The organism is Paenibacillus sp. FSL P2-0121 (genome assembly GCF_037975345.1).
In the GTDB taxonomy this organism is placed as follows: domain Bacteria; phylum Bacillota; class Bacilli; order Paenibacillales; family Paenibacillaceae; genus Paenibacillus_AQ; species Paenibacillus_AQ odorifer.
This window is the reverse complement of sequence record NZ_CP150245.1, coordinates 1,405,403-1,429,732: the sequence shown is the minus strand read 5'-3', so window position 1 is coordinate 1,429,732 and position 24,330 is coordinate 1,405,403. Positions and strand designations below refer to the sequence as shown.

The window sequence follows — 24,330 nt, the reverse complement described above, 5'->3', positions numbered from 1 at the left end:
TCCTCTCTACCATGACCAGTCGACATCAGGTGCCTGATTTTTAACCGTGAAGATCCGTTCGATCACATTTTGTGTAGCTTCTGAATCTTTGGATTGCCGATCAGCCTGCGTCACAAACTCCTCGATGGTCGGCTGGCCAAACTCTTCAAATACAGTTAGTCTTACTTCGTATTTTCCGACTTCCTTTACCTTGAGATTCAAACGATCTAAATTCTGATTATTAAAAATAACCCATGGATCACCCAAAAAATTTCCGTTGTTATCAGAATCGTAGCGGTATTCCCAAAGCCTTCGAGCCACCATATCTTGGTCTGGTGAGTACGACATATCATCTATTGATAGGGTCGCTTGATTACCATCTGAAGGATTGCGATACACTGTTCCAGCCATCGTAAAGTATGCAAAAGGTTTCTGGTCTGGAGCTATGTCAAAAGTTGTTTCGTTTCTCGCAGTTAGCCCTAATGTATTCTCCACATAAATGGTTGCTTTATATTTCCCTGGCTTCTTGAATAGCACATCTTTGCTATATACTCCGTTCAGCGATCCGCTATATTTAATATCAGAATTCGTTCCACCTGATACGGCTGTGATGGTGATTTTAGTCTTAGCATCTACTAATGGATAGTGGGTCGGGCTACTAACGTAACTTTGTATGATAACCTTTCGATTTTGCTTTAATGTACCATCTACCCTGATAGATGCATCTGGTTTTGGCTCGATGACATTAATCTCAGTGCTAGTACTTCCAGTCATTTTGTCATCGTCCATTACAGTCAAAGCAAGTGTTTGTTCCCCCAAATGGTCTTTATCATACCAAACCGTTCCCCTTGGCAAAGCGCTCAATTCTCCCTTAGCATTAGGGGTATCCCAAAAGTAATCCGTAATATAACCATCGGGGTCATACGACCCTGCTGCACTGGCTACAAACTCTTGTCCTGCTTTTACAGTTTTCGGTGCATTTATAAGAGCTACTGGAGGTTTTAACTCTCTCGGTAGTTCTGGCGGTGATGTAGGACCTGGAAACCCTCCTCCCGGAGGATCTGAGGTTGTATACACTCCTGCTTTGACTGTAAAAGATTCTTTTAACGAGTCGAACTTACTTCTTTTGGTCACGACTTCATTCTTAAATCTCACTACTATACTTAGTTCGTACTCTTGACTGTAGTTACTTTTACCTGCCACTTTCTCCTTCGGAATTTCAAACTTGAAAGTTTCGTTTGCCGTTAGAGTTTTGGTATACATCTTTTTTGTCTGGAGTGAGCCTTCATTACCTTTCTCTTTGGCATAAAAAATCCATTCTGAAATATTCGAAATATCTTTATAGGATAGCAGTTCACCCTTCAAAGCGATTTTAACTGGCACATTCTTATTATCAAACTTAATTGGGTTTGGATTAGGTTGTTCTAGAATTGCAGAACCTGTGAGTGTAGCTTCATCTGGGAGACCATATTCAAAGCTGACTGTTCCCCCGTAGCTGTAGGTGGTGATTTTAGCGTCTGCGGTGTAATAATAGGATGCGAATGCTTTATACTTTCGTCCTTCCGCTTTTCCAGTTAAACCCGTATTATCTTCAGGATCCCAAGGTACTCCTGCAGGAATCGTATAGTTCAAAATAATTCTTCCATTTTTAAACTTTGGATCTTGAGCATAAGAAGATTTCTTAACTACTTGAGGTTTTATAGTAGACTCCATGATATTTTGAGAATCGATAACCTCAGTTTTAGATCCGTTATACCATTTTAGGTAATCTTTATCTTGATAAGGTCCTGCAGTTACTACCGTTATTGGTGGATTCTTAGAAGGATAACTATCAGTTGCAACTTTATCATCTGTCACCAAACTATCTCTTTTTTCATCATACTGATTTATTTGCCATCTTCTTCCGTCAGAGTATAACCATATTGAATTATAAATATCGGTCCTATATAGCAACTCAAAGGATGCTCTATATCCCTGAACCTCTTTTATATATTTTTGATTTGCAACCCCTTGTAATGTCACTTTAATTTTCCCGTTCTCAAGAGAGAGGCTAGTTTTTTCGTTAGATCCACTATATTTTAAAGTACCTGTCTTAACTGAAGAACTAGATACTCCACTAGGAAGTTCCAAATAGAAGTCTTTAGCAGCATTGTTTGATCCTTGTAAACCTGTAGTAATTGGGACAGCAACCGAGGTCAATTTCGTCTCGGCTGCTTTTACTGAAATAGGTGTCATAAACTGAATGAGCAATAAAAAACATAGACATGAGATGATTATTTTTTTCATTTATACTTACTCCGGAGAATTAACTATAAATTTTTCGTCGAATCCGCCATCATGGAACAAGCGGATGGCAAAATAGTTGAAATCCTGATCATATAAATATGCTTGATAAGTAGTTAATTGCTCACTTGGCTTAAGAGTGTAATAATAAAATGCTTCTTTATTATTTAATTTTCCCACATTTATTTTTGGCCAAATTTGGTCTAATTGTCCCTTACCTTGTAAACTTAAAATCCATTTTTCTTTTTGATCATTTAAGGATCTTTTAACAATTTTATTGCTGTTATTCTTAATCGTAATCTTAGTCCAAATGAAATATTTAGGTTTGCTAACCATTACTCCAAATGAGTCATATTTAAATTGTTTCACTAAATTTTGTGCATCTTTTGACTTGAAATCATAAATCATAAACTTCTCCAGCGTATAACTAAGCCCACCCGCCGTAACCGTAACCGGCAACTCTAAATCCTTTTTCAAACCATATTTACTTAAGTTATCCCTCATAATGGGTGCTGGTGTAGCAGCAGGTTTTGCTGTAGCTATAGCTGATGGTGTAACCGCTGCTGCGTTAGTAATCACGTTCTGCCCCAATACCATGCTAAGTAACATTGTTGTAGTCAAAGCTGCTCTTAAAATGTTCTTCTTCATCACTGAATCTCTCCCTTTTCTTTAATTGGCTTTTCTTACTTATTGAACTTATACTCCTGAACTGCTGGCACCCTGATGGGCTGTTGTGTTTTGGATCTGAAGATCAGAACCGGGTGTTCCGTCTCTATGACGGCAATAACCGAAGGACCTGCGATGTATTTGGTTATGCCATATTCGCTATCCTCGTATAAAAGTGGAAAATTCACGCCATCGGAATCGTCAATAATATCGAACTTCACAATCTTTACTTGTGTCTTAAAACGACTGCCCCCTTGGGGGGAAAGGCCGCTATCAAGGCCTAGATTGTTCTGTAAGGTTTGCTGAAAAGTATCGTACGCATCTTCGGGATCTATAATCAGACGACCACGAGTCAATTCGGTCTCATCTAATTCCTGTGCGGCATCGTGAACAGCGATATTATTTGCGTCTTTTAACATGCTGCGCAGCTGGTCCCACTCCTGATTCTGGATCTGAAAGAACCAGGAGTAGATAAAGATCAGTAGGACAAATGCCAGCTTAATAATGTAATCCATAAATTACGCTCATCCCTTAGTCAATCGAGATACTCACTCATAATTGATCCATGCCCATAATATCGAGTCGGCTGCGAAACCGTAGAAAAATTATAAGGAAACAGATTTATCCGCGGCGCGGTTACATACACATCAATTCGTTGCTTTCGCTCTTGAACGGTGTCTGTACTGCTAGTAATTTCTATCGAAGCTTCAGAAAATCCAATCGCCTTCAGATTTGAAACTACTTCATTCCGCATAGAAGCTGTAACCATCCCCTCTGTTGCTGCTTTTTGTGTGATATAGGACGTATTAGCTTTGACCTGTAAATCTAGCAGATAATCTATGTAGGAGAAGATAGGCTGCAGGATAATAAACAGGACTAGCCACATGAACAATGCCCGGAGGACGGTCTCCTTCATTAGACACGCCTCCTTCTAATACTGTTCCACTTGCTTAGTATGTGAGATGATATCGTCCTGACTGCTGCCGATCATATGCGTAGCTACCGTGATAAACATCCCCGCAATTACAAAGCCAATGGCCAAAAACATAGCGACGGAAATAGAGTCTTTTTTCATCTGACTTATACCGAAACGTGAGTCATGGACATAGTTAGTGCAGTCTGGCTGGAATCCAGCGGTTGAGTTAGAGATACCCCCGGGATCGTCGGTCTATTATCATCGGCAGCATTAATCACGTCACGCACCAGAGGAATCAAAATGGCAATTACGATGGCCACACACAAAAAACCGATAGCGATAAACAAACCTGTAGAAATAGCGTCTTTTTTCATTGTTAATTTCTCCCTTTTTATTTTAGGTTTTAAAAATAAGGTTGAATATACAATTTTTCATTGGAACATGCCGACTCCATTAAAATTTCCTTTGATTAGCAAAATGTACTGCATCGCCATGGCAACGATCATCAAAAAAGTAGCAATCGATGGAATAACATTAATAATCGTCGATAGATCACCGATGAAAGACCATTTTTTCAAATACTGATCGCTGGAGATTTTGGAGATAATCTTGCCTTGTTCACGCAAATAGTTTGCAGCTTCCGTGTCATCATCCATACCTTCTGTCGCCAGCAAAATGGACCGGATGTCATTAATAAAGTGATGGTTATCCGGAAATTTGGCACAAAACCATTCAATCGCCCCCTCCACACCCTCATCTACTGCCCGTTCTGACAGCTCATACAAATCCTGACGTATATATTGAAAATGTCCCGCTGTACTCCCACAAAAAGCACCAAACTGCACATATCCCCGCTTACGTAGGCGATTATTCTCATAGAGACGAATGAAGGAGATCAACTCGCCATCTTTTTGAATATTCGTCTTTTGGTGAAGCCACGCCAACACCCAACCAAGCGGAAGATAACGCATCGGACTGCTGATTACGAGAATAAGTAGAGCAATTAGAGGGTCATAGAATGAAAAAGGAACAGATCGGATGAAATCGCTGACGACTTGGCTAAATAAATAGATGATTGCCGCTGAATAACGAAATAGCGTAACTTTTCGAGCCGAAATTGATAAACCGCATTCATTCAACAATTGCTGAAATCTATCACTCTGCACGTGTTCACCCAGCGAATTCCACCGGATGCCCAGTCGGACAAGATATCGTTCCTGCTTACTGCTGCTGCTCACAAACACAAGTAATGCGACATACACGATCCCGATCACTGTAATTAGTAGTAATAATCTATCCATAGTTCATCACCTTAGTGGTAGTCCAGTTTGGGCCTGGCAAGAATAGTACTGATCACAAAAGAGATAAAAAGGCCGGAGACGATCACCATCAAAAAGGAAAGACCTACCGTAGTTTCGAACTGCAGTTGAAAATAGATATCGGGCTTCAGCATATACATAAAGGTACCAACCGTAGATACCAGCACCAGAAGATTCCCATATAAGCCAAGGCTGATCGCATCTCTGCTTCCTGCTTTTACAGTTAAAATCGTCTCTCTCTGCTGCTCCATAGAACGATTCAACAGCATTAGCGAGCTTTTTAAATAACGGGTTCCCTCCTTCTCGGCATAGAGCAGATCTGATATAAACTCTAAAGCGAAGGTGGTGCCAATCGCACTGGAGAATCTCCCTGCCTCCTCAACAAGCTCCTTCTCATTACTGTAATTAGAAAATGCGGCACCAAGCAGCTTCAGAGGACTCTTTAGTACATTTTTATCTGTTAGAAAATCCGCTGTACGATCAAGAATCGACTCTACCGACAAATGAGTGAATTTGGTGGAGATTTTGACTACATCGAGGAGATCGTAGCTTCCATGTACCTTCCGCTGTGCATAGATGTATCTCATACGAAAATAAGGAATCGTCGCAGATATTACAGCTATAAAAAGCGGAAATCTCCACGCCCCCTGAATCGGCTGTCCTTCATTAAAAGTAATCCCCTCCAAAAAAGGATTGTTAAAGCTCAACCGCCCCGGAAGCTCACTAAGTGTCAGTAGTCCTGATAAGAAAACCGCAATAAATAAAATAGCTGTACGCATAACAAAACGCATAACGCTAATACCCGGTTCATACTTCCGGTGTACGAAATACAGAAGCTTGTCCAGATGGCGGTAGAGCCACAGCCTTTTTTTAACCGAGCTAACTCTTTTGCCAAAAATACTCATCTTATGTTTAATTCGAAAATCGAATTTCTGGACTACCTGCCGTAAATGCCTTTCGATGAGCAGTTTGGTGAGTAACCACAGTCCCCACACAATCCATAAATGAAGGACAAAACGAAAAATATAAAATAGTAAATCCATAGCTGTATCTCCTCACTCATTAAGTACTATCTTAGATTTCAAGCTTTCTTTAAGCGGCTGATCCATTGGTTTTGTTGAAGCAAGTCGTCCCAGCTCTTTCTGGACAATCTGTGTAGCCTCCGCATTTTTCTTAGTCATTTTCAGCATCAGATTTTTCGTCAGCTTGTCATTATAAGACCAACACATTTCCTCCGGCTCCCAGCGCATAAGATCATTAGCAAACACTGAATTTCTATCCTCTTCGTAAAAGATTTCTGATATTCGCGCCAGCCGCTTCTTCCCGTTTGGGACACTCTCCAAAATAAACACCAGCTCGCATGATTTCAGCGCAGAGATCAAATGCCCCTTTAGACTCCCGCCAATTCTTGTGGATACAGCAAACGCACCTTGATAAGGAATGTCCTCTGAATCCACGGTGTGGAAGGTTCCGGTAATCCCGTCGTATCCTTTTTCCCCACTCCACAAATAAAATTCCCACTCGTTATAACGCATCTCCGTCATATACAAAATATTTGGGTCATGCCGCAGCGACTCTACTCCCACCTCCATCAGTTCCTCATTCGCAGCTTGAATTGGAATAATCCGATGCCCTTTAATTTGATACGGTAAAATGGATTCCGGATGTTTCTCAATCATCACTACTCCCATGCAGGAGGAAGAGCCAAGCAGTTGCTCACCAACGATCGTATTGGCAAAGGTTGTTTTTCCTGACCCTACAGCACCCGCAATAATGGTATTGCGAAACGTGGACGATAACGCCCGAATGAACTCAACCGCCTCGGCAGGAATACATTCCGTACCCGCTTGATCCTCCAAATCCAGAAATTCCACAACCTGTCGCCGCAGTGATATCGTAGTAAAACCCTCCCAGACCCTAGGTGATACCCAAATCGCAAGCCGAATAAATCTACCTGGCCAAAGCGGATCATCCATTTTGAACTCCACCGAAGGATTATCCTTGTTCAGCTTTTTATTGGGATCACTTTTTAGCAAGGAACGCTTCAGCTGCTCCACCCGATCCAGTGAAGGCATCTCATACGGGTAAGCTATAAACTCACCTTTATGGTTATAAAAAATTTGCTTCCCAATCATTTGTAATCCGGTTGACTCGCTGTATGCACGATCAGTAAACCAACGATACGCTGGTCCAAAACCCTTCCACTCGTGATACAGGGCCTCTGCCGCCGTTCGGTACGCTTCTGGAACCTTTCCAGTAAAAGGTGTTTTTCGTAAGTACTTCTCAATCTCATTCATAAAAAAGCTAACTGCCTGCGGATCGCCAATTAATGCCTTTGCATTTAGCTCGAAGTAAGCGTCATCCTCACGTTCTAACCCTTCGTTCATCTCGGTTTTCATTTTTTGTAAAAAAGCATAAAAATCTTCCTTGCCCGGTTTGCTAGTGCGCAGCACGCTTTGTTTTAGAGAAAAGAGTGGACGACTCGCGAGAGTTTCAATCATAGAAATATCCCTTTCTTTTTGGCCTCTGGCGCTAATCCCATCGACACCAATAGAGAATGTACCTTATCATCCACATGCTGTAGCTCTTTTTTGCCTAGAGGCAAGCTTTCCTGCAAGGGCTGGTAATACGGTAGCTCCAGCAAGATTTCAGTGCCAAATCTAAGGACCATATTTTTGGACGAAGATATTTCCTCCACATTACTGCGGTTAATGATCAGCTGGAAATCATGCGGACGCAGATCTATATGCCCCGCAAGCTCGAATAGAGGTTCTAATCTGTGTTCATGTTTAGGATGAGTGACAATCATGCGTAACGACGACTTTTGCATACCGACATACCACGCAGCACTCTCGGGAATTGAACCGAAATCAGCAATAACCACATCCGCATTTGCTCCAGCTCTAGCCAAGAAATATTCGATCTCTTCCTCCAGATAATCCTGGACACTCAAGTAGTCGTAATTCCCCGGTAGATACAAATAGCCATCCTGCCTAATCAATTGCTCGAAATCTTCATCATGAATCATCTTCCCTGTAAGCTTGGGGCGCAGTTTGTCTAGACTTATCGTCGCTTTGCGGTCATACCCGGGGTCATATAAATCCAAACCAAGTACAAGAACACGTAGACCTGCCGCAGCAATTCGTCTTGCGAACAGCTTCGCCACACTCGTGCAGCCAATGCCTGGACCTGAGCCAAAAAAGCCAACCAAATTGCTCCGTTCCTCGCCATCCTCTTCCAGGATAAAACGAATCTTCTCTATCACTGCTGACGAGGTAGAACGAGGAGGAATAAAATATAGACCTAAGCTTTCACATAACATATGCACAGCTTGATAGCCGCGAATTCCCTTTTGCAGATATAAATACAGGATCATAGAGCTTGGATATTTGTATCGCAGCTCGCTAAGCGCTTGAACAGATACCTGGTCACTAGTAACCATTAACATATGACCTTCGGTATGCGCCGGATCGGGATACACGTTTTGTGTAATTACATTAAATCCCGCGTTTTTGATATCATTAATCGTTAACTGATCTATGCCGAGACTAAATATTTTCAAGGCAATCTCCCCCTACTCTACCCGTACGATCCACAGTTTTTTGCCCTGCTCCAAAAATTGCCCTAGCCGTTGACCCTCACTTTTCTTCAGCTTCAATTCTGGTGTCGCCACCTTGCCAGTAGAAGTGAATCGGTTATTGTTGTTGCCTTTCTCAGAATCCTGCACATCATTATTGTCTTCTGTTCGCACATAGTTCACGGTAACTCCAGATAAAAAGATCTCTTTAGCAGGATCGCTAAGCAAGCTTTGTTTTTTCACCTGTTCCTCGTTTTCTTTTTTAACTGTATTTGAATCAAGCGCCTCTCGCTGCTTCTCTCGCTCACCTTCTACAAGATAAATGTCTACCTTATCCCGGCTTCGCAACGAACCATTGATGGCATAAATAGCCTCCTTCGGAATAGGAAATATACCTTCATCCTGCAAAGGCTCTAAATCACTAACATCCACCAGTGATGCTGTCAAAATACTACCGTTAGTCAGATTCACATTCGTAATTTTGTACTCCACTTGTGCGATTTCCGTAATTACACCAGAGGGTATATCCTTGGTCTGAACAGAATCCAGATACAAATCACTTGCTTTCAGCTCATAATTTTTAGGTAGAGATTCCCCAGCTCGCACCTTAACTTTGACCACGGTTTGGGAAAGCACGTAGGGCTTGAAATAGAGATCATAACCTAGCAATCCCCCGAATCCAGTAATCAAAATGAGACTTGCGAAAAAATAATTACGTTTTAACAAACGTCCTCGCTGTAACGCCAAACCTTCCACCTCCTTAACTACATGATTTTTGAGAACGACAAAAAGCACCTTGGCATAAATAGCCAAGCTGCTGGTAAAATGCTTTTTTACCTGATAGAGATTTAGTGAACTATTAAATTAAAGGGTTCCGGTGAAAGCCCTCGGGCATAACCGTTGCTTTCACCGGAGAATACCTTTATTTAAATACTACAGTTTTGTTCTGATGGACGAGAATCCGGTCCTCGATATGCCATTTCACCGCACGAGCCAGAACAACACGTTCAATGGTACGCCCAATCCGTTTCAGCTCAATAACATCATCACTGTGGCTTACCCGCTGCACATCCTGTTCAATAATCGGTCCACCATCTAGTTCTTCAGTAACATAGTGAGCGGTTGCCCCGATAATTTTCACCCCACGTTGGTACGCTTGGGCGTATGGATTGCCGCCAATAAAGGCAGGCAGGAAAGAGTGGTGAATATTAATAATCTGATGGCGATAATGCTCAATAAAGGACGGCGAGATAATCTGCATATACCGTGCCAATATAATCACATCGATATCGTCTCCGATGACCTCTAACTGGCGTTTTTCTGCTTCAGCCTTAGTATCCGCAGTGACTGGAATATGATGAAATGGAATGCCAAACGACTCGACATAAGATTTCATATCCAAATGGTTACTAACGACGAGGGCAATATCGGCATCGAGATCGCCCGCTTGCCACTGCCAGAGCAGTTCAACAAGACAATGGTCTTCTTTAGAGACGAATATGGCAAGTTTCTTCTTATGACGAACATTAAAAATCTTCCAGTCCATCTTAAAACGCTCCGCCACTCCGCCAAATTGAGAGCGAATCTCTTCCAGACGATCGCCTAATTCAGGTAGGTCAAACTCGACTCTCATAAAGAACATTCCACCATCTGGATCCATCGTATACTGATCCGACTGCACAATATTTGCGCCATGCTGATACAGAAAGTGTGATACAGCCGCCACAATTCCCGGTCCGTCAGGACAGGAAATGAGCATACGTGCCCGGTTGGAATAATGCTCGACACCTGACGAATTGTTTCTTTTTACGTGTAATTCCATGACCCTCTTCCCATCCTCTCATCTACATACGCAATCTGAAGTATAGCTTAAGCGTTCACGAGCACTTAATTGCCTGCTAACCAAGCAATTAAACGATGATTAATAGCTTCCTCGCTTAGTTGCGGGAACAGCTGGGCAGCGACAACTTCATCGTATAGACGCTCCAGTGGTTCCCGTGGATCAGCTTTTTTAGCTTTGGCATCGTTCTTCAGCAGCTCCCAGACATTAAGTACATATTGACGGGAATCAATCTCCTGCTTGGCAAAAAATTCACGTAATGTTTCAACATCCTGCACGAATTCCGGTCCAAAGCGTTCAGCTACGTTACCTCGCAGCAAAGCGATCTCCACCTCATACATCGGACGTTGTGTCTTAGCATCTTTACCAATCCATGGGGTCTCCAGAATGAAAGGCAGACCTTCCAGCTTTTCATGGTGTACGATTTTGTTAATCGTATCAAACCCAATCCAACCCGAGCCAATTGGCGTGTGACGGTCTTTGCGAGCGCCACATGGATTTTTACTGTCATTAATGTGGATTACACCAAGACGATTCAACCCGATAGTCTCATCAAATTTGTTGAGAACACCGTCCAAATCATTAACGATATCATAACCAGCATCATGAATGTGGCAAGTATCAAGACAGACCGATAGACGTTCGTTATGTTCGACCTTAGCAATAATAGAAGCGATTTCTTCAAAACTGCGGCCGATCTCTGTTCCCTTACCAGCCATAGTTTCTAGAGCGATATGCACTTCCGTTTCATTCGTGCCTCCAAGCACCTCATTCAGGCCATCTGCAATCCGCTGAATACCATATTCAGCATCTTTATCAGTGAACGCACCAGGATGTAATACAATATGCTTGACCTCAAGTGCATGGGTACGGCGTATTTCCTCTTGCAGAAAATCAACAGCCAGTTGGTACGTATTCTCTTTATAGGAAGCGAGATTAATAATGTAAGGTGCATGGACAACAATCTCCTCTACACCATTCTCTTTCATAACTTGCTTCCCTTCGTTGGGATACATGGCATCAATCGGCTTGCGGCGCGTATTCTGCGGCGCTCCTGTATATATCATAAACGAGCTGGAACCATACTCATTTGCTTCATTTGCTGCGGTCAAAAGACCCTTGTCCGAGCAAGACACATGTGAACCTATTTTCAGCATACTTCTTCCCTCTTTCCTTCACGAATTAACCCCTATTCTACCGTGATCGGAAAAATAAATCTAGACGAGGCCAATATGCCGGGTTCTGCTTCGCAAAACTTTGGAAATAAGCTATACTTTAATATGAGAATAATTCGTGTGAGAATCCTCATTGCCAAAAGGTGGTGTATGCATGTTTATCCAATCAGGACTTGGTTTATTATCCACACCGAGCAATTGGTTTATGAACTCTATCGCTTTCTGGACATTTATGCTGCTTGGTTCCATGTGTATCGGCGGTTTTTTTATGTTCCGCAAATTCCTAAAGGTCCTGCCCAAAGCTGATGGAAAGTCAAAGCTAGACTGGCAAAATTACTGGGTGGAACGTAGCCGCCCGCTCTGGAGTGACGAAACAAAAGCCTTTTTGGACCAGCTTGTTCAGCCTGTACCTGGTCCATTTCGTGATATTGCGAAGCATTCTATTGCTGCCGAGATCGGAAAAATCGCCGTCGAGAGCAATGCAAAAGAAGTTACTCGCGATCACTGCATTAAAGGTTACATAGTTGCCACACCGCGGCGCGATAACCGTTTTCTTATCAATTTTCTCGAAAAGAATAAAATCGATTACTCTGCTTACCAGCATTTGTTTAAGTAATTTTTAATGAATTGTACGATTTAGAACGGAGGCCCTCCTTTGAAATATGTGATATGTGGCGGCACCGGTTTTATAGGTAGCGAACTAGCAAAATACTGGCTGCAAGCAGGTAATGAAGTTGCTATTGTAGGTCGGAATTTACCAAAAGACGCAACAACAATTCATCCTAAGCTGAGTTACCACACCTGGGACAGTCTAAGTTCTAATCCCGCTCCAGTGGAAAATGCAGCTGCCCTAATTAATCTCGCCGGAGCTTCCCTTAGCCAGCGCTGGAGTCCAAGTGGCAAAAAGGCGATTATGCAGTCCCGACTTGCAACCGTTTCCGCAGCAGCTAAGTTAGTAGATCAAATGAAGCAAAAACCTTCCGTAATCATTCAGGCTTCCGCCGTGGCGATTTACGGTACCTCTTTAGAGGATACTTTTAGTGAATCCTCACCAGCCCAGGTCATGGATTTCCCTTCAGAAGTAGTTAAGACATGGGAAGAGGCTTCAGATGAAACCTACCATGATATCCGCGTGGTCAAGCTGCGTACCGGAGTTGTGCTCGGCAATGAGAGCGGAGCATTCCCCAAAATGAAGCTGCCTTATTTATTAGGTTTTGGCGGCAACATTGGCTCTGGAAAGCAGTGGCTCTCTTGGATCCATCTGACGGATATTGTGCGTCTAATTGATTTCTGTACGCAAAATCCAACGATTAACGGACCTGTTAATGCGACTGCTCCACATCCGGTAACGAACGAAGAGTTCGGCAGAACGATTGGCAAAGTCTACAAACGGCCGCACTGGTTCCCTTTGCCAGCCTTCCTGTTAAAAACAGCAGTCGGGGGATTATCCGAAATCCTACTCAAAGGTCAGCGCGTCCTGCCCGCAGCGGCATTAAATCATGGCTTTGACTTTACCTTCCCTACACTTCAAGTCGCTTTAGAAGATTTGAAAAAACAAAAATTGTAGAGCCACATTCATCGTTAAAACTCACCTTCATGCTGTATGAAATGTGTAGCTTCCTTTTATAATTTTAAATGTGGTCCCCTCTGTTAGTGGATACTCTTTATACGGGACCATGGCTTCACCTTGAAAAAGCGTTCCATTTCTGGAGTCAAGATCCTTCAGAATATATCCGCTGGTGCTTCTAGATATTTCAGCGTGTACTCTAGAGGCTCCTTCTGATCTTTCCACATATTGAGCCACCTCTGCCGATCGGCCGATAATGAAGCTAGTTCGATTTAACTCGATCATTTCCGCCTCTTCACCCTCCTCACCGCTTCTTTGGAGATAAGGAATACTCCGATCCAGCTTTTCGATTTGTCGTCCTTGCTTAGGCGGTTTCTCCTGTGATAATAAAGTTGTTGGTGCTATGGCTTCTGGTGCTTTAATAGAACAATGTTCCTCTGTTAGTGATTCATGACGGGTTACCGGAACGTTAGCTGCTGAATCTGAGAATTGCGGAGTTACCTTTGGGATTGTTGCTGGAGGACGTGTAGAAGCCACAGGGTTCCTGCCAAAATTCCACTCCAATTCTTTCCGACTCGGATTACAGTTAGTATCTTCAGAATCCTCACTCAGACAATCCTCATCTTCTTTACCAACCTTTAGCCTTCCGCTCCAAACCATCCAGCTTAAAACAGCCAATACAATCGTCACAACTCCACAGACGGCAAGCCATAACGGCTTTGGACTATCCAAATATAGAAACTTCCACAGGAGTGCATCGCCTAATAGACACCCTAGCACTATATAGGTTCTTGAGCTTGAGGCTTGCGGATTCGTTACCTGCTCATCCTCCAAGCTTAGAGACACGCTCTCCTCCTCTTTTATCTTAAGATTAGGATAGCTGCTGATCCAAGGAGTAGCAGTCGGCTGCTCCAATCCCTTATCTTCGCGATGCTCATATATTTTTCTTAATGGTGGAGCTGCTGCCTCTTTCACTAGATATTCTTTTACGCCTTCATGAAGCTGTCTTTCAGGTGTAACGGGCTCTCTTTCTGTCAGCAACTCTGATAAAAGAATCTTTAAGCCAGCTGGAGTAAATCCCTCTTCACTGCAATATTGCAATAGTCTTTGCACACCACTGCCAGTTAGCTCTGTGATAGATGCCATTAACACCATGATTAGTGACTTGAGTGACTCTCCAAGCTTTGAACCAGACTTATTCTCCTGAATGGGTATGTAGGTCAGGTATACTTTACCGCTCTGTAACGACCCTTCAATAAAAATGTAATCTGCATGCAAAGCATACTGTTCCGCCCGCAGCATATATAACCTGCCATCTTCCATGCCTTGGGCAATTTGCAGCAATAACCCGAAAAATGAGCTCATACTTAGCTTCTCTCCTTTGAGTAGATGACTAAGCATTTTTTTGCGTAAAACAGCGTATTCCATAGTAACCTTCATATCTATTTCTCTAAGTAATAGCCTCAAATGATGAGGAATGTCGGTGTTCATCAGCATGCGCGCCTGAATCAAATTAAGCTTCTCCTCAGGTATTCCTTCGGGTTCACCAAGGATCATATATATACCATCCTGTTGCATAAAATCACGGGTTAATCCGAACAACAAACATCACCTCCCGAACTAAAAGTATAGATAAGCGCATATGGAACCAGGGATAACAGCCAGCATGAAAGGGAATTTCAACAGTTCACTATCGTTATTTTTTAATAGAAACGGGCTCTTCCATAAAATAAATCCAGAAATTCTGCTGATGATCTTACGCGAACGACTGACCGCCTCCCGTCTCTTTAAAACAATTAACCAGCCTATTAAAGCTCCAAATAGTACGGAGTACATGACGACTTGCAGCGTAAACAACATCCCTGTCCACGCGCCGATTCCAGCAAAAAGCTTAACATCCCCCGCGCCAACCGCCCCTATTAAATGCATGATCAGAAGGACTGTAAATCCTACAGCAGCTCCCCCGAAAGCCCTCAGCAGTCCATGCCAGCTATTGATCACCCCTTGTGCAAGCAGACCGGTGAGCAAGCCTGACAAGGTGATCCAGTTTGGTATTCTCATCGACTTTAAATCTGTAATAAGTGCCGCTGCTAAAAACGGTAGACATCCCCAAAATGCCCACTCTGCCATTCATTACACTCCTTTTTCCACCCTTTCATTTCACTACTGTAAACATAACCTCAACAGATCTACCGTCATCCAGTTGTATAACAAACGGCCACGAGCCCGGTGTGGTATTTACACCAATTTTCCATTCCCACTCGATATATCCATCTGCATCCGCTTGTTTCCAGCCTAAATATTTGGCAGTACTGCCCCCGCTCTTATAAAAGACTGACAAGCTGGCAGAAGCATTTGGCGGTATTCTGGCACGAACCTTGCCTTGCTTATTCGCTACAGCCGGGTTCGGCTTTTCTAAGATTTCAATGAATTCTTCTGGTTGGCCAGTACCGTTCCCCTCCTTGGCTGTGCCTTCTCCCGTATCCCCGATCCAGAGGCGTTCAACAGCACTTGCTTCTAAAACAATACTTTGGTTTAGAAAGGGGACCTTCATCGGCAGCTTATAACTAACCACTAGCCCAAGGTAGGGACGAGTACCCTCTTTTAGCTCCGGCACCATAACATTAGATACATGAATTCGCTCATAATCCAGTAAATCTGATGTCAGGTATGGTTTCAATAAAGGTTTGATCGCAAGATCAAGTACACTTTCACTAGTCTCTGCCTGAAGCTTCTGCAACGGTCCCTCACCACTTTCTAAAGCCGACATAACCCACTCATTTAACGGCTTGGGTAAAGACTCAGCATAACTATCGCCCCAATCAGTAAGTGACAAGCGAGGAATAGTCCAATTCAGGCCAGCAGAATGATCACTGTCATCCCCTCCTGAATCATCACTTACTTCGCTGGATATTCCCCATTTCTGCACCGCCAAAGCCGTAGGATACATATGAGTTGAAATAGACTTTACAGTGTCTGATGCTGTACTTTGCAAAGCTGTCGAATATAAGGTCATCTGTACGATAGAAATCAGGAACAGGACGAATAGCAGGAAGAACGGAAGAACCATCGCCGCTTCTACTACCATGCTACCTTCTTCCTTGTCCTCCCCTCTGATTCCATACCCATCCACCATCTCCTTACCAACCTCCCGCTAATAAGAATAATCAGCTTTTACTGCCCTCAGATACTTATTCCCTTGTACCTCTCCCGGAAAACCAGCAGTGTAATTCAACATTTTAACTACACCTGGCAGAAACCATAACTGCATTTGGAGCTTAATGTCCGATGATACATAGGTGTTTCTTTCCGCTGGATTTATTCCTGTGTTCAGTTGAATTAGAGCCAGCATCCGCGATAGCTGCACTTCCCCGCCTCCATGCATTATCATGAACAGTCGCAGATGATCACGGTAAGTCAGCTGCGCCGGCATATATTTGGATAAAGGAATCGCATCCTTCTCACAAAGCTGCAACATATCCTGAATGGCATGCTGGATTCCATACAACAGTGCCGCCGCTAGAACAGCCAGTGGATTTCCCAAGGTTGCCTTCTCTATAAATCCTTCCATTGTGCGAATGGACAACCTCATCGCGAATATTTCGGCATAGGCTGCGGCCACATTCCCTGCGGGATTATGAAATCCGTATAAAATGTATTCCAGCTCCTGAGCGCGAGGATCAAGCTGATCTGTGAGCTCACTAGTGTCTTCCAGAGAATTCAGTGCCAGACTAGCTAACTTTGAAACATCAAAATGCTGAAAATAAAGCGCGGAATACTCCGTTTGAAAAAGCCTGTCTCTAGCGCCCCCCATAATGCCACTCATTGCTGCATAAATCCCGTCAATATCCTTCATCGCCGAGCTTCCAGCAGCATAGGGATCTGAGGATACTTCAGATTTATCAGAGGATTGAGACTCCAATCCGTTATTAAATGAAACATTGTCCTCATAAAATTGATGAAGGATTTGATAACGTTCCATCGAAGCTGCCGCTGCGCTACCTAGCATTCTAATTTTGTCCAGCAGTGCTCTAACCTCGCCCAGCTTGGATTTGGCTTCCCACTCTACTTGCTTACGTGCTTTATCCGAGCTGCGATGCTCTTCAAGAAAAGCCAAATCACTAGCTATAACACTTCCCTTCTTACAGTATTTTTTATAATAGTTGTCTACTACATGCGAAGCCCCTAGAACAGAGGAAATCATTTGGTAGGAATCGCCGTTGACTCCCAAAGCTTCATGCAACACTCCTGATAATCCTGTTACCGTCGGTTCAATGGACTCGTACGCACTTTGCTGCATAAATAAACCATTCTCCATACTACTAATGTCAGCCGAAGAGAGGATCAAGGCATCTTCCTGTTCATGCAGCTTTTTAAGTGGCTCAGCGCTTATTTCCCCCGAGTTTCCCGGAATATCCCAGTCCTTAGCAGGATCGTCTGCCAGATTTACGCCACTTATTCGGGAAGCTGCCAAAACATCTCTCATCTCGTCATTCAATTGCTGCGCTTTGTCTAACGCATCCTTCGCTTCCTCCATTGATTGTCCATGTTCTTCATGAAAGGTTGTTAATAAGGATGGGAGCCGCGACAACATCTCTGAAGTTCGGCTCTGATAAAGTGCCAACTGATAAGTGTACTTTGCAGGCTTTTTACTATCACGATATAGATCTTCGTAATATTTCCCAAGATAGTCACTATACTGTGCTGGTATATCCGCGGCTGCTTGCATGCTTCCGAGCGAATGGGCCGAGATAGAATCTCCGGGCGGATTCATAATCCATAGCAGTACTCTTCTTCCACTCTCCGCCGCTTGGCTTCTCCGCTCTAACATTAGATCCAAATTCTCTTCACGTTCATCATATAAAGGTTGCAGCTTACTAAGTAATTCAGTAGCTCTTGAGGCCTCTGCCATTACGCCCGACAGCGGCTTGAATTTACCTGCCAGCTCCAAGGCGAAATCAACCGGAGCCTTATATTTCATCTCTTCCAGTATTTGATGACGAAAAACATCATAACTTCCCAGCGGCCGGCTCCATTCCATAGAGGAGGATTCCAGTGCAAAGGGTAAGAGATTGAACGTATCCCCCCGCCCACTTTTATGCAAATTTTCATTGAGCACTTTGGACAGCAGCATATCACCATCACTATCACCGAATGCAAATAAACCGTATCTCTCACGCAATTCAACATGATATGAAGACATAACAGAGCGGATACTAGCTCTCGCTAATCGTTCCTCCTGAACGTTGAACGCAGCGATTCGCGCATAATCAATCAGCACAGCAGTAAATAGAAAGACGAAAGCCAGCACCATGATTAGAAAAATTGTAACTGAGCCTTCTGTTTTGCCCTTAGCAGGACAACCCGTAATTATACTTTTCATTAAAACCCCCTCCCTTGAACAGAGATTTTACTTATCCTGAAGCTTGGTCAGCATAGCAGAAGCATCCTTCTTATCCATGTAAACTGCAGATCCACTACCCTCAGAACCCCCTTTAAATTTAGCTCCAAAATAACGCATCAAGTCGACCGTACGAATAAACTCAACAGGCTCGACAATGATAGACTGGGCTTCAACAGTTGGGTTAGCCTCATCCGATAGAACGCTATCAAGCACAGGCAAGCTCAGTAGACGATTTAACTCGGCCTTTACTCTCCGTCCTGTAAGGCTGTGAGCATAACGCATAGTTCCTGGCATATTGTCCGGAATCATAGTAGACGATTGGCCCAGTTTAAGCACTGGCAATTCACTCTTCTCTGATACTTCACCGGGCAACTCTATTGTCACGCCAGCACTGCCAGCTTCTCCAACAAATAATGAGGCTAACAAGGCATCATCCCCAATTCTCCAATAAAGGGAGTCATACTCACCAGCCATGTAAGAACCAGAGACCTCCTTGTGACTGTTGTCCCAGTTGTAAGCCGCCCGCTCAGTAGCTCCTGAGGCCACTTGCAACAGCATGGACTTCTGATAGCTATACAAGCAAAAAAACAAAAGAAGCATCGTAATAAACATGACGATCGGCAACAGAAGTGACGCTTCAATAGTAAAACTGCCTTGATCACCCTTAAACTTGTTCAATCGAATACTTCCTGACTCTTTTCACCCGCCGTTTTAATTAAGGCTTCTACTACCTCTTGAATTTTGTCCTTAAACAAAAGAACAACTGCAATCAAGACAGCAATAATCAAAATCATCTCCAAAGTTCCTAAACCTTCCTCGTCTTCCCAAAAGTTCTTCATACTGTCCAACATTGTTGATACCATCAGCTTCAGCCTCCTACATTTTTAACATCAAAAATGCTGGCGTTCCCACCAGTACAATTACTATTAAAAAGATAACTACCATCGGAAAAACTAATTTAGAGGATGCTTGCTCTCCGCGTGTCCGGCTAAGAGCCTTTCGTTTATCCCACAACATCCGCGACAGATCACGTAGCGATAGCACAAAATCCGCTCCACCTCTGCGATAATTCAGCAAAACTGTCGTTGTGAATACCGATACCTCCTGCACAGCGCATCTCTTGCTGAAATTTTCAAACGCCTGCTGGAAAGAATATCCGCCCTCCCATTCACTATTCATAGTCATTAGCTCCTTATACAGAGGATGATTCGTATCCCCCCGGTGGCTTTCCACACAGCGAATAATAGCTCGTTGCACGGTCTCTCCTGCGCCAACCAACAACACAATACTGTTCAGCAGCTCTGGCAATTCGAGCATAATATTCTGCTCCCTAACTCTCACCTTTTTGTGCAGATCACTGACCATAGCGGTTGGTAGAGCAATTGCCAAAAACACACCCAATATCATACCTGCCTGTTCGCCACTAAATGCTGTAATCAAGCTTCCACCTACAAGCAACAGCCAGCTGTAACTTAGCATCTCACCCATGAACAGCAGGGTCCGCTCTGCGCTATAACGCATCCCATAACTGCGCTGTAGAGAACGCTGAATTCTGAACAACAGTGAGGGAAACCGACTGGCGATACCACTCTTCTCAATAAGCAGTAATAACGGTTCGCCTAACTTCCGAAGCCGTAATCCTTCCATAGGAAGACTGCGTAACGCGACATATCTGTTGCCGCATTGAATTCGCAGTAGAACCCAGACTATCAGCAAAATAACAGTAACCACCGCACATAGCCAGCGCATGATTTCACCCCCTTCACAGTGGAATGTCCATTATTTTAGTAGTCCAGAGATAACATAGGAATAAAGCAACTAGCGCTAATGTCGATATGGCTATACCAGCTCCTGTATACATAGGTTGCATATATTCTCCAGCCGTCAAACTCATAAACATCACCATGATCAGCGGAGATATCAGCAGTGCCTTAGCCTCAAATTTCTTCTGAGCAATACTTACAGCAATATCCTGCTGAATATCCAGCTTCTCACCGATAATCGTTGATGTACGGCGCACCACTTCTACAAGATCACCACCAGTACGCTTACAGACCGAGAACACATCCGCGAATCGCTCGATGTCCTCCATTCCCGCTCTTTCACTAAAGTTCCGCAGTGCTTCTTCCACAGGCTGTCGATATTCCATGCGTGCACAGATAATGTTTAACTCGGAGATCATATCACTGCTTCCCTCCGGGTCGAGCATACGTAAATCCTGAACCGCCTCTCGGAATGCATTCTCCACCGAACGCCCAGCTGAAATGGAGGAAGACAGCGAAAATAACGTCTGCTTAAATTGTAAATTCAGTGCATTTCGACGTCTTTTCAGTAGATAGTTACGCAGCATATGCGGGGCATAAGCTCCGCCAGGCATAAGCAGCAACGACAGCAGCCAATGATGATAAAAAAGATATCCAATTCCATACATCAGCAGTCCACCTGCAGTAAGGGTCAGAATCCTCTGCAGCAAGGTCAATTCGTATACCTTATAATCTGGTAATAACGAAGGACCGTCAGGATCCGCTTCTACAGGCTTTGCAGCAACAAATTTAAACTTAAGCATGACCTCCCCCCTTCTGGAATTTTGAATCTCTATTGAGCCAATGGATAGGAGTTTACACCAGCCATCCTAAGCTTCGTTGTATGCAACAATGGGTTACCACAGGGAAGCAACCCCCCTTGCACCCTTCCCTCTCGTTCACCAGCTTCTTGAAATTCATATAAGGGATTCAAGATCACTTCCCCGTCTTTCAACCCCGCAACCTCACTGATCTCCATCACCCGCCTGGAACGATCACGGAGACGTGATAAGTGTACGAAGATATCAATTGCCGATGAAATTTGCTGGCGAACAACAGCTACCGGAAGCTCCGCAGCACTTAGCACCATCGTCTCCAGTCGACTGACCATATCGTGTGCGCTGTTACTATGGCCGGAAGACAAGCTTCCATCGTGCCCGGTGTTCATAGCCTGCAGCATATCGAGACATTCCGCTCCCCGTACCTCCCCCACAACAATCCGGTTAGGGCGCATTCGCAGAGAAGAACGAATCAAATCTCGGATGGAAATCTCCCCTCTACCTTCCGTGTTAGCATTCCTAGTCTCCAGTGAAACAAGGTTCGGCACGGTTACAATCTGCAGTTCAGCGGAATCCTCTATCGTAATGACCCTCTCCTGTGGGGGGATATACTGAGATAATGCATTAAGAAAAGTAGTCTTTCCAGAGCCTGTCCCGCCACTAATAAAAATATTGTATTTAGCAGCCACTAAAATTTGCAGCAGCTCTGCAGCTTCCAAGCTTAAGGCTTCACGACGGACTAAATCCTGCATCGTCATCGGTGTTTCAGGAAATTTCCGAATGGTCATCGCCGGGCCTTTCAGAGCTACCGGCGGAAGCACGATATTTACACGCGATCCGTCTTTTAGCCGAGCGTCAACGATAGGAGAAGAATCATTTACAACCCGGTTCACACCGGATACAACCGTCTGGATAATATCCTCCAACCTGCTGCTGGACTCAAATTCCAAATGGAGACGACGAATCTGCCCCTCCTCTTCTACAAAAATCTCAGTATGGCTGTTAATCATAATCTCAGTGATCGCCGGATTATCCACTAAGGGCTGGAGTACATCCAATCCTCGAAAAGAATCGAACAATCTCTTCACGAGCTCATGTTTCTCCTGTGCTGTTAAATAACGCAGATTTTCGCTGTCCAAAATTGTCCTTTCAATATATTGGGTGAGTTCACGATTTCCAACTGCAGAAGTAACATCTAATCCTGCCCGGATGTCACTGCGAAGTGCCTTAAACATTTCCTCATTCATGTAAACCCTTACCAGTGAATACTTGCGGAAGCGACGGTTCTATAATCTGCTTGCACAGCTGTAAGATCTCCTTTTGGAATTGTGGTGAGTTCAGAAAAAGCTCCTCACGGTGCTGCAGCGTCCAAGATGGGATATACGGAAGTACACCTTCAACGGTAATTCCTTCCGGAGGTGTCCACACCTCTAAACCCTCTGCGGCAAAATTCACGGCAAATCTACTTTTGTCCATCACTTGGCTGGGCATACCAGAATTAGGAGCATTGCAATGGGATAGCCATCTCATGGTCTTATGAATGCTTACCTCGTCATTTCTAACTACCCACAATAGAATTCCGCATTTATGTAACACAGCTTTGGCACGTTCTTCTTCAATACTGCCGGTATCTATTATAACTACGTCAAAATTTCTTTCCGCAACCAACAGCGCCAACAAATCTAGCGTATCCTGCGTAGTCATCTGCAGCATTTCTTTTACATTAATAATTGGCCTAAAAGCAGCACTTCGAAGGTGATCATACCTAATCACGTATTGCCCCAAATCAATCGTATCGGCTCCGCCCTTATCCCGGCTGGCTTTGATTTCATAAAGGAGCCGCTCTAGTCCAGGCGTATTTCCTGCAGGGGGCCGTAAAAATAATCCACTGCTGTCCACACTTTCAAGATTCAAATAAAAGACCGAAAGCCCCAATTCACCTAGCTGCTTAGCCATATTCATAGCTACTGTGGTTTTGCCCGTGTTCCCGCTTGAGGAGACGATACCGAGCAGCAGCGTTTCATCTAATACAGAGGAACCTCTAGCTCGTTTCACTTCACATAGTTGAATAAATGCTCCCAGCAGAGAAGGCAGTGCCTGATATTTCGCAATCATGATGCCTCCAGCCAGGCTTTTAGAACTCCTGCTAAGATAAGCTCCCTCCTCACTCAAAACTGCCCAAGGCACCTTAGTTCTTCCCTCCACAAGCCAAGCCTCGATAAAAGTAACGTCACCTACAACAGCATCCGGCATATCCTCTCCCCTCATAAAATCGATAAAAGCATCCAGCCGACTAAAAGCCGTGATTCGCAGCATTTCTCCATACTCACTATGATGAAGATAGTGTAGCAATGGTTCGATATATTGGCTTTCACGCACTGCGAGTACAATCCTTGCCGCCATAAAACCTCTCTCCTTTCGCAAGAAATTTATAAATATTGTCAAAAAAAAGACAGCAAAAAAGCACCGACAATAACCGTGGATACGGTACATTGAACGGTGCTTCCGTTACTATCCCTTTAATTTACAGCTATAGTAGCATATATATAAGAAGGCAGCAATAAGTTTTTTCGCACATCAAGTGGTTTTTAGACTCTCATCGTATCTTCACGCCAATTCTTGATGGCAGACCGGATATCGGCAGGACTAAGCTTTTCCTTCACCGCCCGCTGACATAGTGCCGGAAACTCTTCATCTCCTGCATACCGAAGCGCAATAATCTGAGCTAATTCAAGCTCTGAATTTAATACTTCACCTGTCAATCGGAAATACCGGAACTGCTCCTCTACCCTCACTACTCGATCCTGATTTTTTGTGGCATAAATTCGAATTCGAGTAATCGCAAATAATAAGCATAGAGATAAACCAAATAATAGCAAGGGCACTGTTAGAGCACCATCATCACGTAACACCTGAACGACATAAATTCCCGACCATACAAATATAATCAGCGCTAGCGGCATAGTTACAAAATGATAAGGCCAATCAAAACGCATAAAACCTTTAGGCTTCCCCTTGTTCAT

The 24,330-nt window shown here is 43.8% G+C and carries 26 protein-coding genes; 2 read left to right on the top strand and 24 right to left on the bottom strand.

What is annotated here, in order from left to right; genetic code table 11:
- Positions 1–6: 6 nt before the first annotated feature.
- From MKY54_RS06335 to MKY54_RS06275, 13 genes are all read right to left on the bottom strand, one after another.
- Positions 7–2,265: a PKD domain-containing protein gene (locus tag MKY54_RS06335; protein ID WP_076308593.1), complete on the bottom strand. Its 2,259-nt coding sequence runs from the start codon at positions 2,263–2,265 to the stop codon at positions 7–9.
- Positions 2,266–2,271: 6 nt separating this feature from the next.
- Complete coding sequence (locus tag MKY54_RS06330) at positions 2,272–2,910, bottom strand: hypothetical protein (RefSeq protein WP_076308594.1); 639 nt, start codon at positions 2,908–2,910, stop codon at positions 2,272–2,274.
- A gap of 35 nt (positions 2,911–2,945) precedes the next feature.
- A complete protein-coding gene (locus MKY54_RS06325; protein WP_076128182.1) occupies positions 2,946–3,443 on the bottom strand; it encodes a hypothetical protein in 498 nt (165 codons plus the stop codon).
- A gap of 20 nt (positions 3,444–3,463) precedes the next feature.
- Positions 3,464–3,844: a hypothetical protein gene (locus MKY54_RS06320; protein WP_076308595.1), complete on the bottom strand. Its 381-nt coding sequence runs from the start codon at positions 3,842–3,844 to the stop codon at positions 3,464–3,466.
- Between the two features lie 15 nt (positions 3,845–3,859).
- A complete protein-coding gene (locus tag MKY54_RS06315) occupies positions 3,860–4,003 on the bottom strand; it encodes a hypothetical protein (RefSeq protein ID WP_339189941.1) in 144 nt (47 codons plus the stop codon).
- Between the two features lie 5 nt (positions 4,004–4,008).
- Positions 4,009–4,218 carry a hypothetical protein gene (locus MKY54_RS06310; RefSeq protein ID WP_076137569.1) on the bottom strand — a complete coding sequence of 70 codons (210 nt, stop codon included), beginning with the start codon at positions 4,216–4,218 and terminating at the stop codon, positions 4,009–4,011.
- Between the two features lie 57 nt (positions 4,219–4,275).
- On the bottom strand, positions 4,276–5,145 hold the full coding sequence (locus MKY54_RS06305; protein WP_036681711.1) for a hypothetical protein: 870 nt from the start codon (positions 5,143–5,145) through the stop codon (positions 4,276–4,278).
- Between the two features lie 11 nt (positions 5,146–5,156).
- Positions 5,157–6,206: a hypothetical protein gene (locus tag MKY54_RS06300; RefSeq protein ID WP_076308596.1), complete on the bottom strand. Its 1,050-nt coding sequence runs from the start codon at positions 6,204–6,206 to the stop codon at positions 5,157–5,159.
- 12 nt (positions 6,207–6,218) lie between these two features.
- Positions 6,219–7,664, bottom strand: coding sequence for an ATPase, T2SS/T4P/T4SS family (locus MKY54_RS06295; protein ID WP_076128190.1), 1,446 nt, complete (start codon positions 7,662–7,664; stop codon positions 6,219–6,221).
- Entirely contained in the window at positions 7,661–8,725 is a 1,065-nt protein-coding gene (locus MKY54_RS06290) for a hypothetical protein (RefSeq protein ID WP_076308597.1), read from the bottom strand. Before MKY54_RS06290 ends, MKY54_RS06295 begins: the two co-directional genes overlap by 4 nt.
- A 12-nt stretch (positions 8,726–8,737) precedes the next feature.
- Entirely contained in the window at positions 8,738–9,487 is a 750-nt protein-coding gene (locus tag MKY54_RS06285; RefSeq protein ID WP_076307115.1) for an SAF domain-containing protein, read from the bottom strand.
- A 175-nt stretch (positions 9,488–9,662) separates the two neighbouring features.
- The gene (purU, locus tag MKY54_RS06280; RefSeq protein WP_036681703.1) at positions 9,663–10,562 is read right to left on the bottom strand and encodes a formyltetrahydrofolate deformylase; all 900 of its coding nucleotides are present in this window, start codon (positions 10,560–10,562) and stop codon (positions 9,663–9,665) included.
- A 65-nt stretch (positions 10,563–10,627) separates the two neighbouring features.
- On the bottom strand, positions 10,628–11,737 hold the full coding sequence (locus MKY54_RS06275) for a deoxyribonuclease IV (protein ID WP_036681702.1): 1,110 nt from the start codon (positions 11,735–11,737) through the stop codon (positions 10,628–10,630).
- 172 nt (positions 11,738–11,909) lie between these two features.
- Between MKY54_RS06275 and MKY54_RS06270 the strand changes: the two genes are divergently transcribed.
- Positions 11,910–12,371 (top strand): DUF2621 domain-containing protein, encoded by a 462-nt coding sequence (locus MKY54_RS06270; RefSeq protein ID WP_076128197.1) that lies wholly within the window; start codon positions 11,910–11,912, stop codon positions 12,369–12,371.
- A gap of 48 nt (positions 12,372–12,419) precedes the next feature.
- A complete protein-coding gene (locus MKY54_RS06265; RefSeq protein WP_305954012.1) occupies positions 12,420–13,322 on the top strand; it encodes a TIGR01777 family oxidoreductase in 903 nt (300 codons plus the stop codon).
- A gap of 27 nt (positions 13,323–13,349) precedes the next feature.
- Here the strand turns inward: MKY54_RS06265 and MKY54_RS06260 are convergent, their stop codons facing one another.
- From MKY54_RS06260 to MKY54_RS06210, 11 genes are all read right to left on the bottom strand, one after another.
- Positions 13,350–14,924: a DUF6382 domain-containing protein gene (locus MKY54_RS06260; RefSeq protein WP_076308650.1), complete on the bottom strand. Its 1,575-nt coding sequence runs from the start codon at positions 14,922–14,924 to the stop codon at positions 13,350–13,352.
- An 18-nt stretch (positions 14,925–14,942) separates the two neighbouring features.
- The gene (locus MKY54_RS06255) at positions 14,943–15,452 is read right to left on the bottom strand and encodes a prepilin peptidase (protein ID WP_076308651.1); all 510 of its coding nucleotides are present in this window, start codon (positions 15,450–15,452) and stop codon (positions 14,943–14,945) included.
- Positions 15,453–15,477: 25 nt separating this feature from the next.
- Positions 15,478–16,458: a TadE/TadG family type IV pilus assembly protein gene (locus MKY54_RS06250; protein ID WP_076308652.1), complete on the bottom strand. Its 981-nt coding sequence runs from the start codon at positions 16,456–16,458 to the stop codon at positions 15,478–15,480.
- An 18-nt stretch (positions 16,459–16,476) separates the two neighbouring features.
- Entirely contained in the window at positions 16,477–18,705 is a 2,229-nt protein-coding gene (locus tag MKY54_RS06245) for a hypothetical protein (protein ID WP_076308653.1), read from the bottom strand.
- Positions 18,706–18,732: 27 nt separating this feature from the next.
- Entirely contained in the window at positions 18,733–19,404 is a 672-nt protein-coding gene (locus tag MKY54_RS06240) for a TadE family protein (protein WP_076308654.1), read from the bottom strand.
- The gene (locus tag MKY54_RS06235; protein WP_036681690.1) at positions 19,401–19,589 is read right to left on the bottom strand and encodes a Flp1 family type IVb pilin; all 189 of its coding nucleotides are present in this window, start codon (positions 19,587–19,589) and stop codon (positions 19,401–19,403) included. The genes MKY54_RS06240 and MKY54_RS06235 overlap by 4 nt, the downstream gene beginning before the upstream one ends.
- A gap of 13 nt (positions 19,590–19,602) precedes the next feature.
- Positions 19,603–20,475 (bottom strand): type II secretion system F family protein, encoded by an 873-nt coding sequence (locus tag MKY54_RS06230; RefSeq protein WP_179086830.1) that lies wholly within the window; start codon positions 20,473–20,475, stop codon positions 19,603–19,605.
- A gap of 13 nt (positions 20,476–20,488) precedes the next feature.
- On the bottom strand, positions 20,489–21,292 hold the full coding sequence (locus tag MKY54_RS06225) for a type II secretion system F family protein (RefSeq protein WP_076308656.1): 804 nt from the start codon (positions 21,290–21,292) through the stop codon (positions 20,489–20,491).
- Between the two features lie 29 nt (positions 21,293–21,321).
- A complete protein-coding gene (locus MKY54_RS06220) occupies positions 21,322–22,554 on the bottom strand; it encodes a CpaF family protein (RefSeq protein WP_076099051.1) in 1,233 nt (410 codons plus the stop codon).
- Positions 22,547–23,710: a hypothetical protein gene (locus MKY54_RS06215; protein WP_339189933.1), complete on the bottom strand. Its 1,164-nt coding sequence runs from the start codon at positions 23,708–23,710 to the stop codon at positions 22,547–22,549. Before MKY54_RS06215 ends, MKY54_RS06220 begins: the two co-directional genes overlap by 8 nt.
- 185 nt (positions 23,711–23,895) lie before the next feature.
- Positions 23,896–24,330: a DUF6526 family protein gene (locus tag MKY54_RS06210; RefSeq protein WP_339189931.1), complete on the bottom strand. Its 435-nt coding sequence runs from the start codon at positions 24,328–24,330 to the stop codon at positions 23,896–23,898.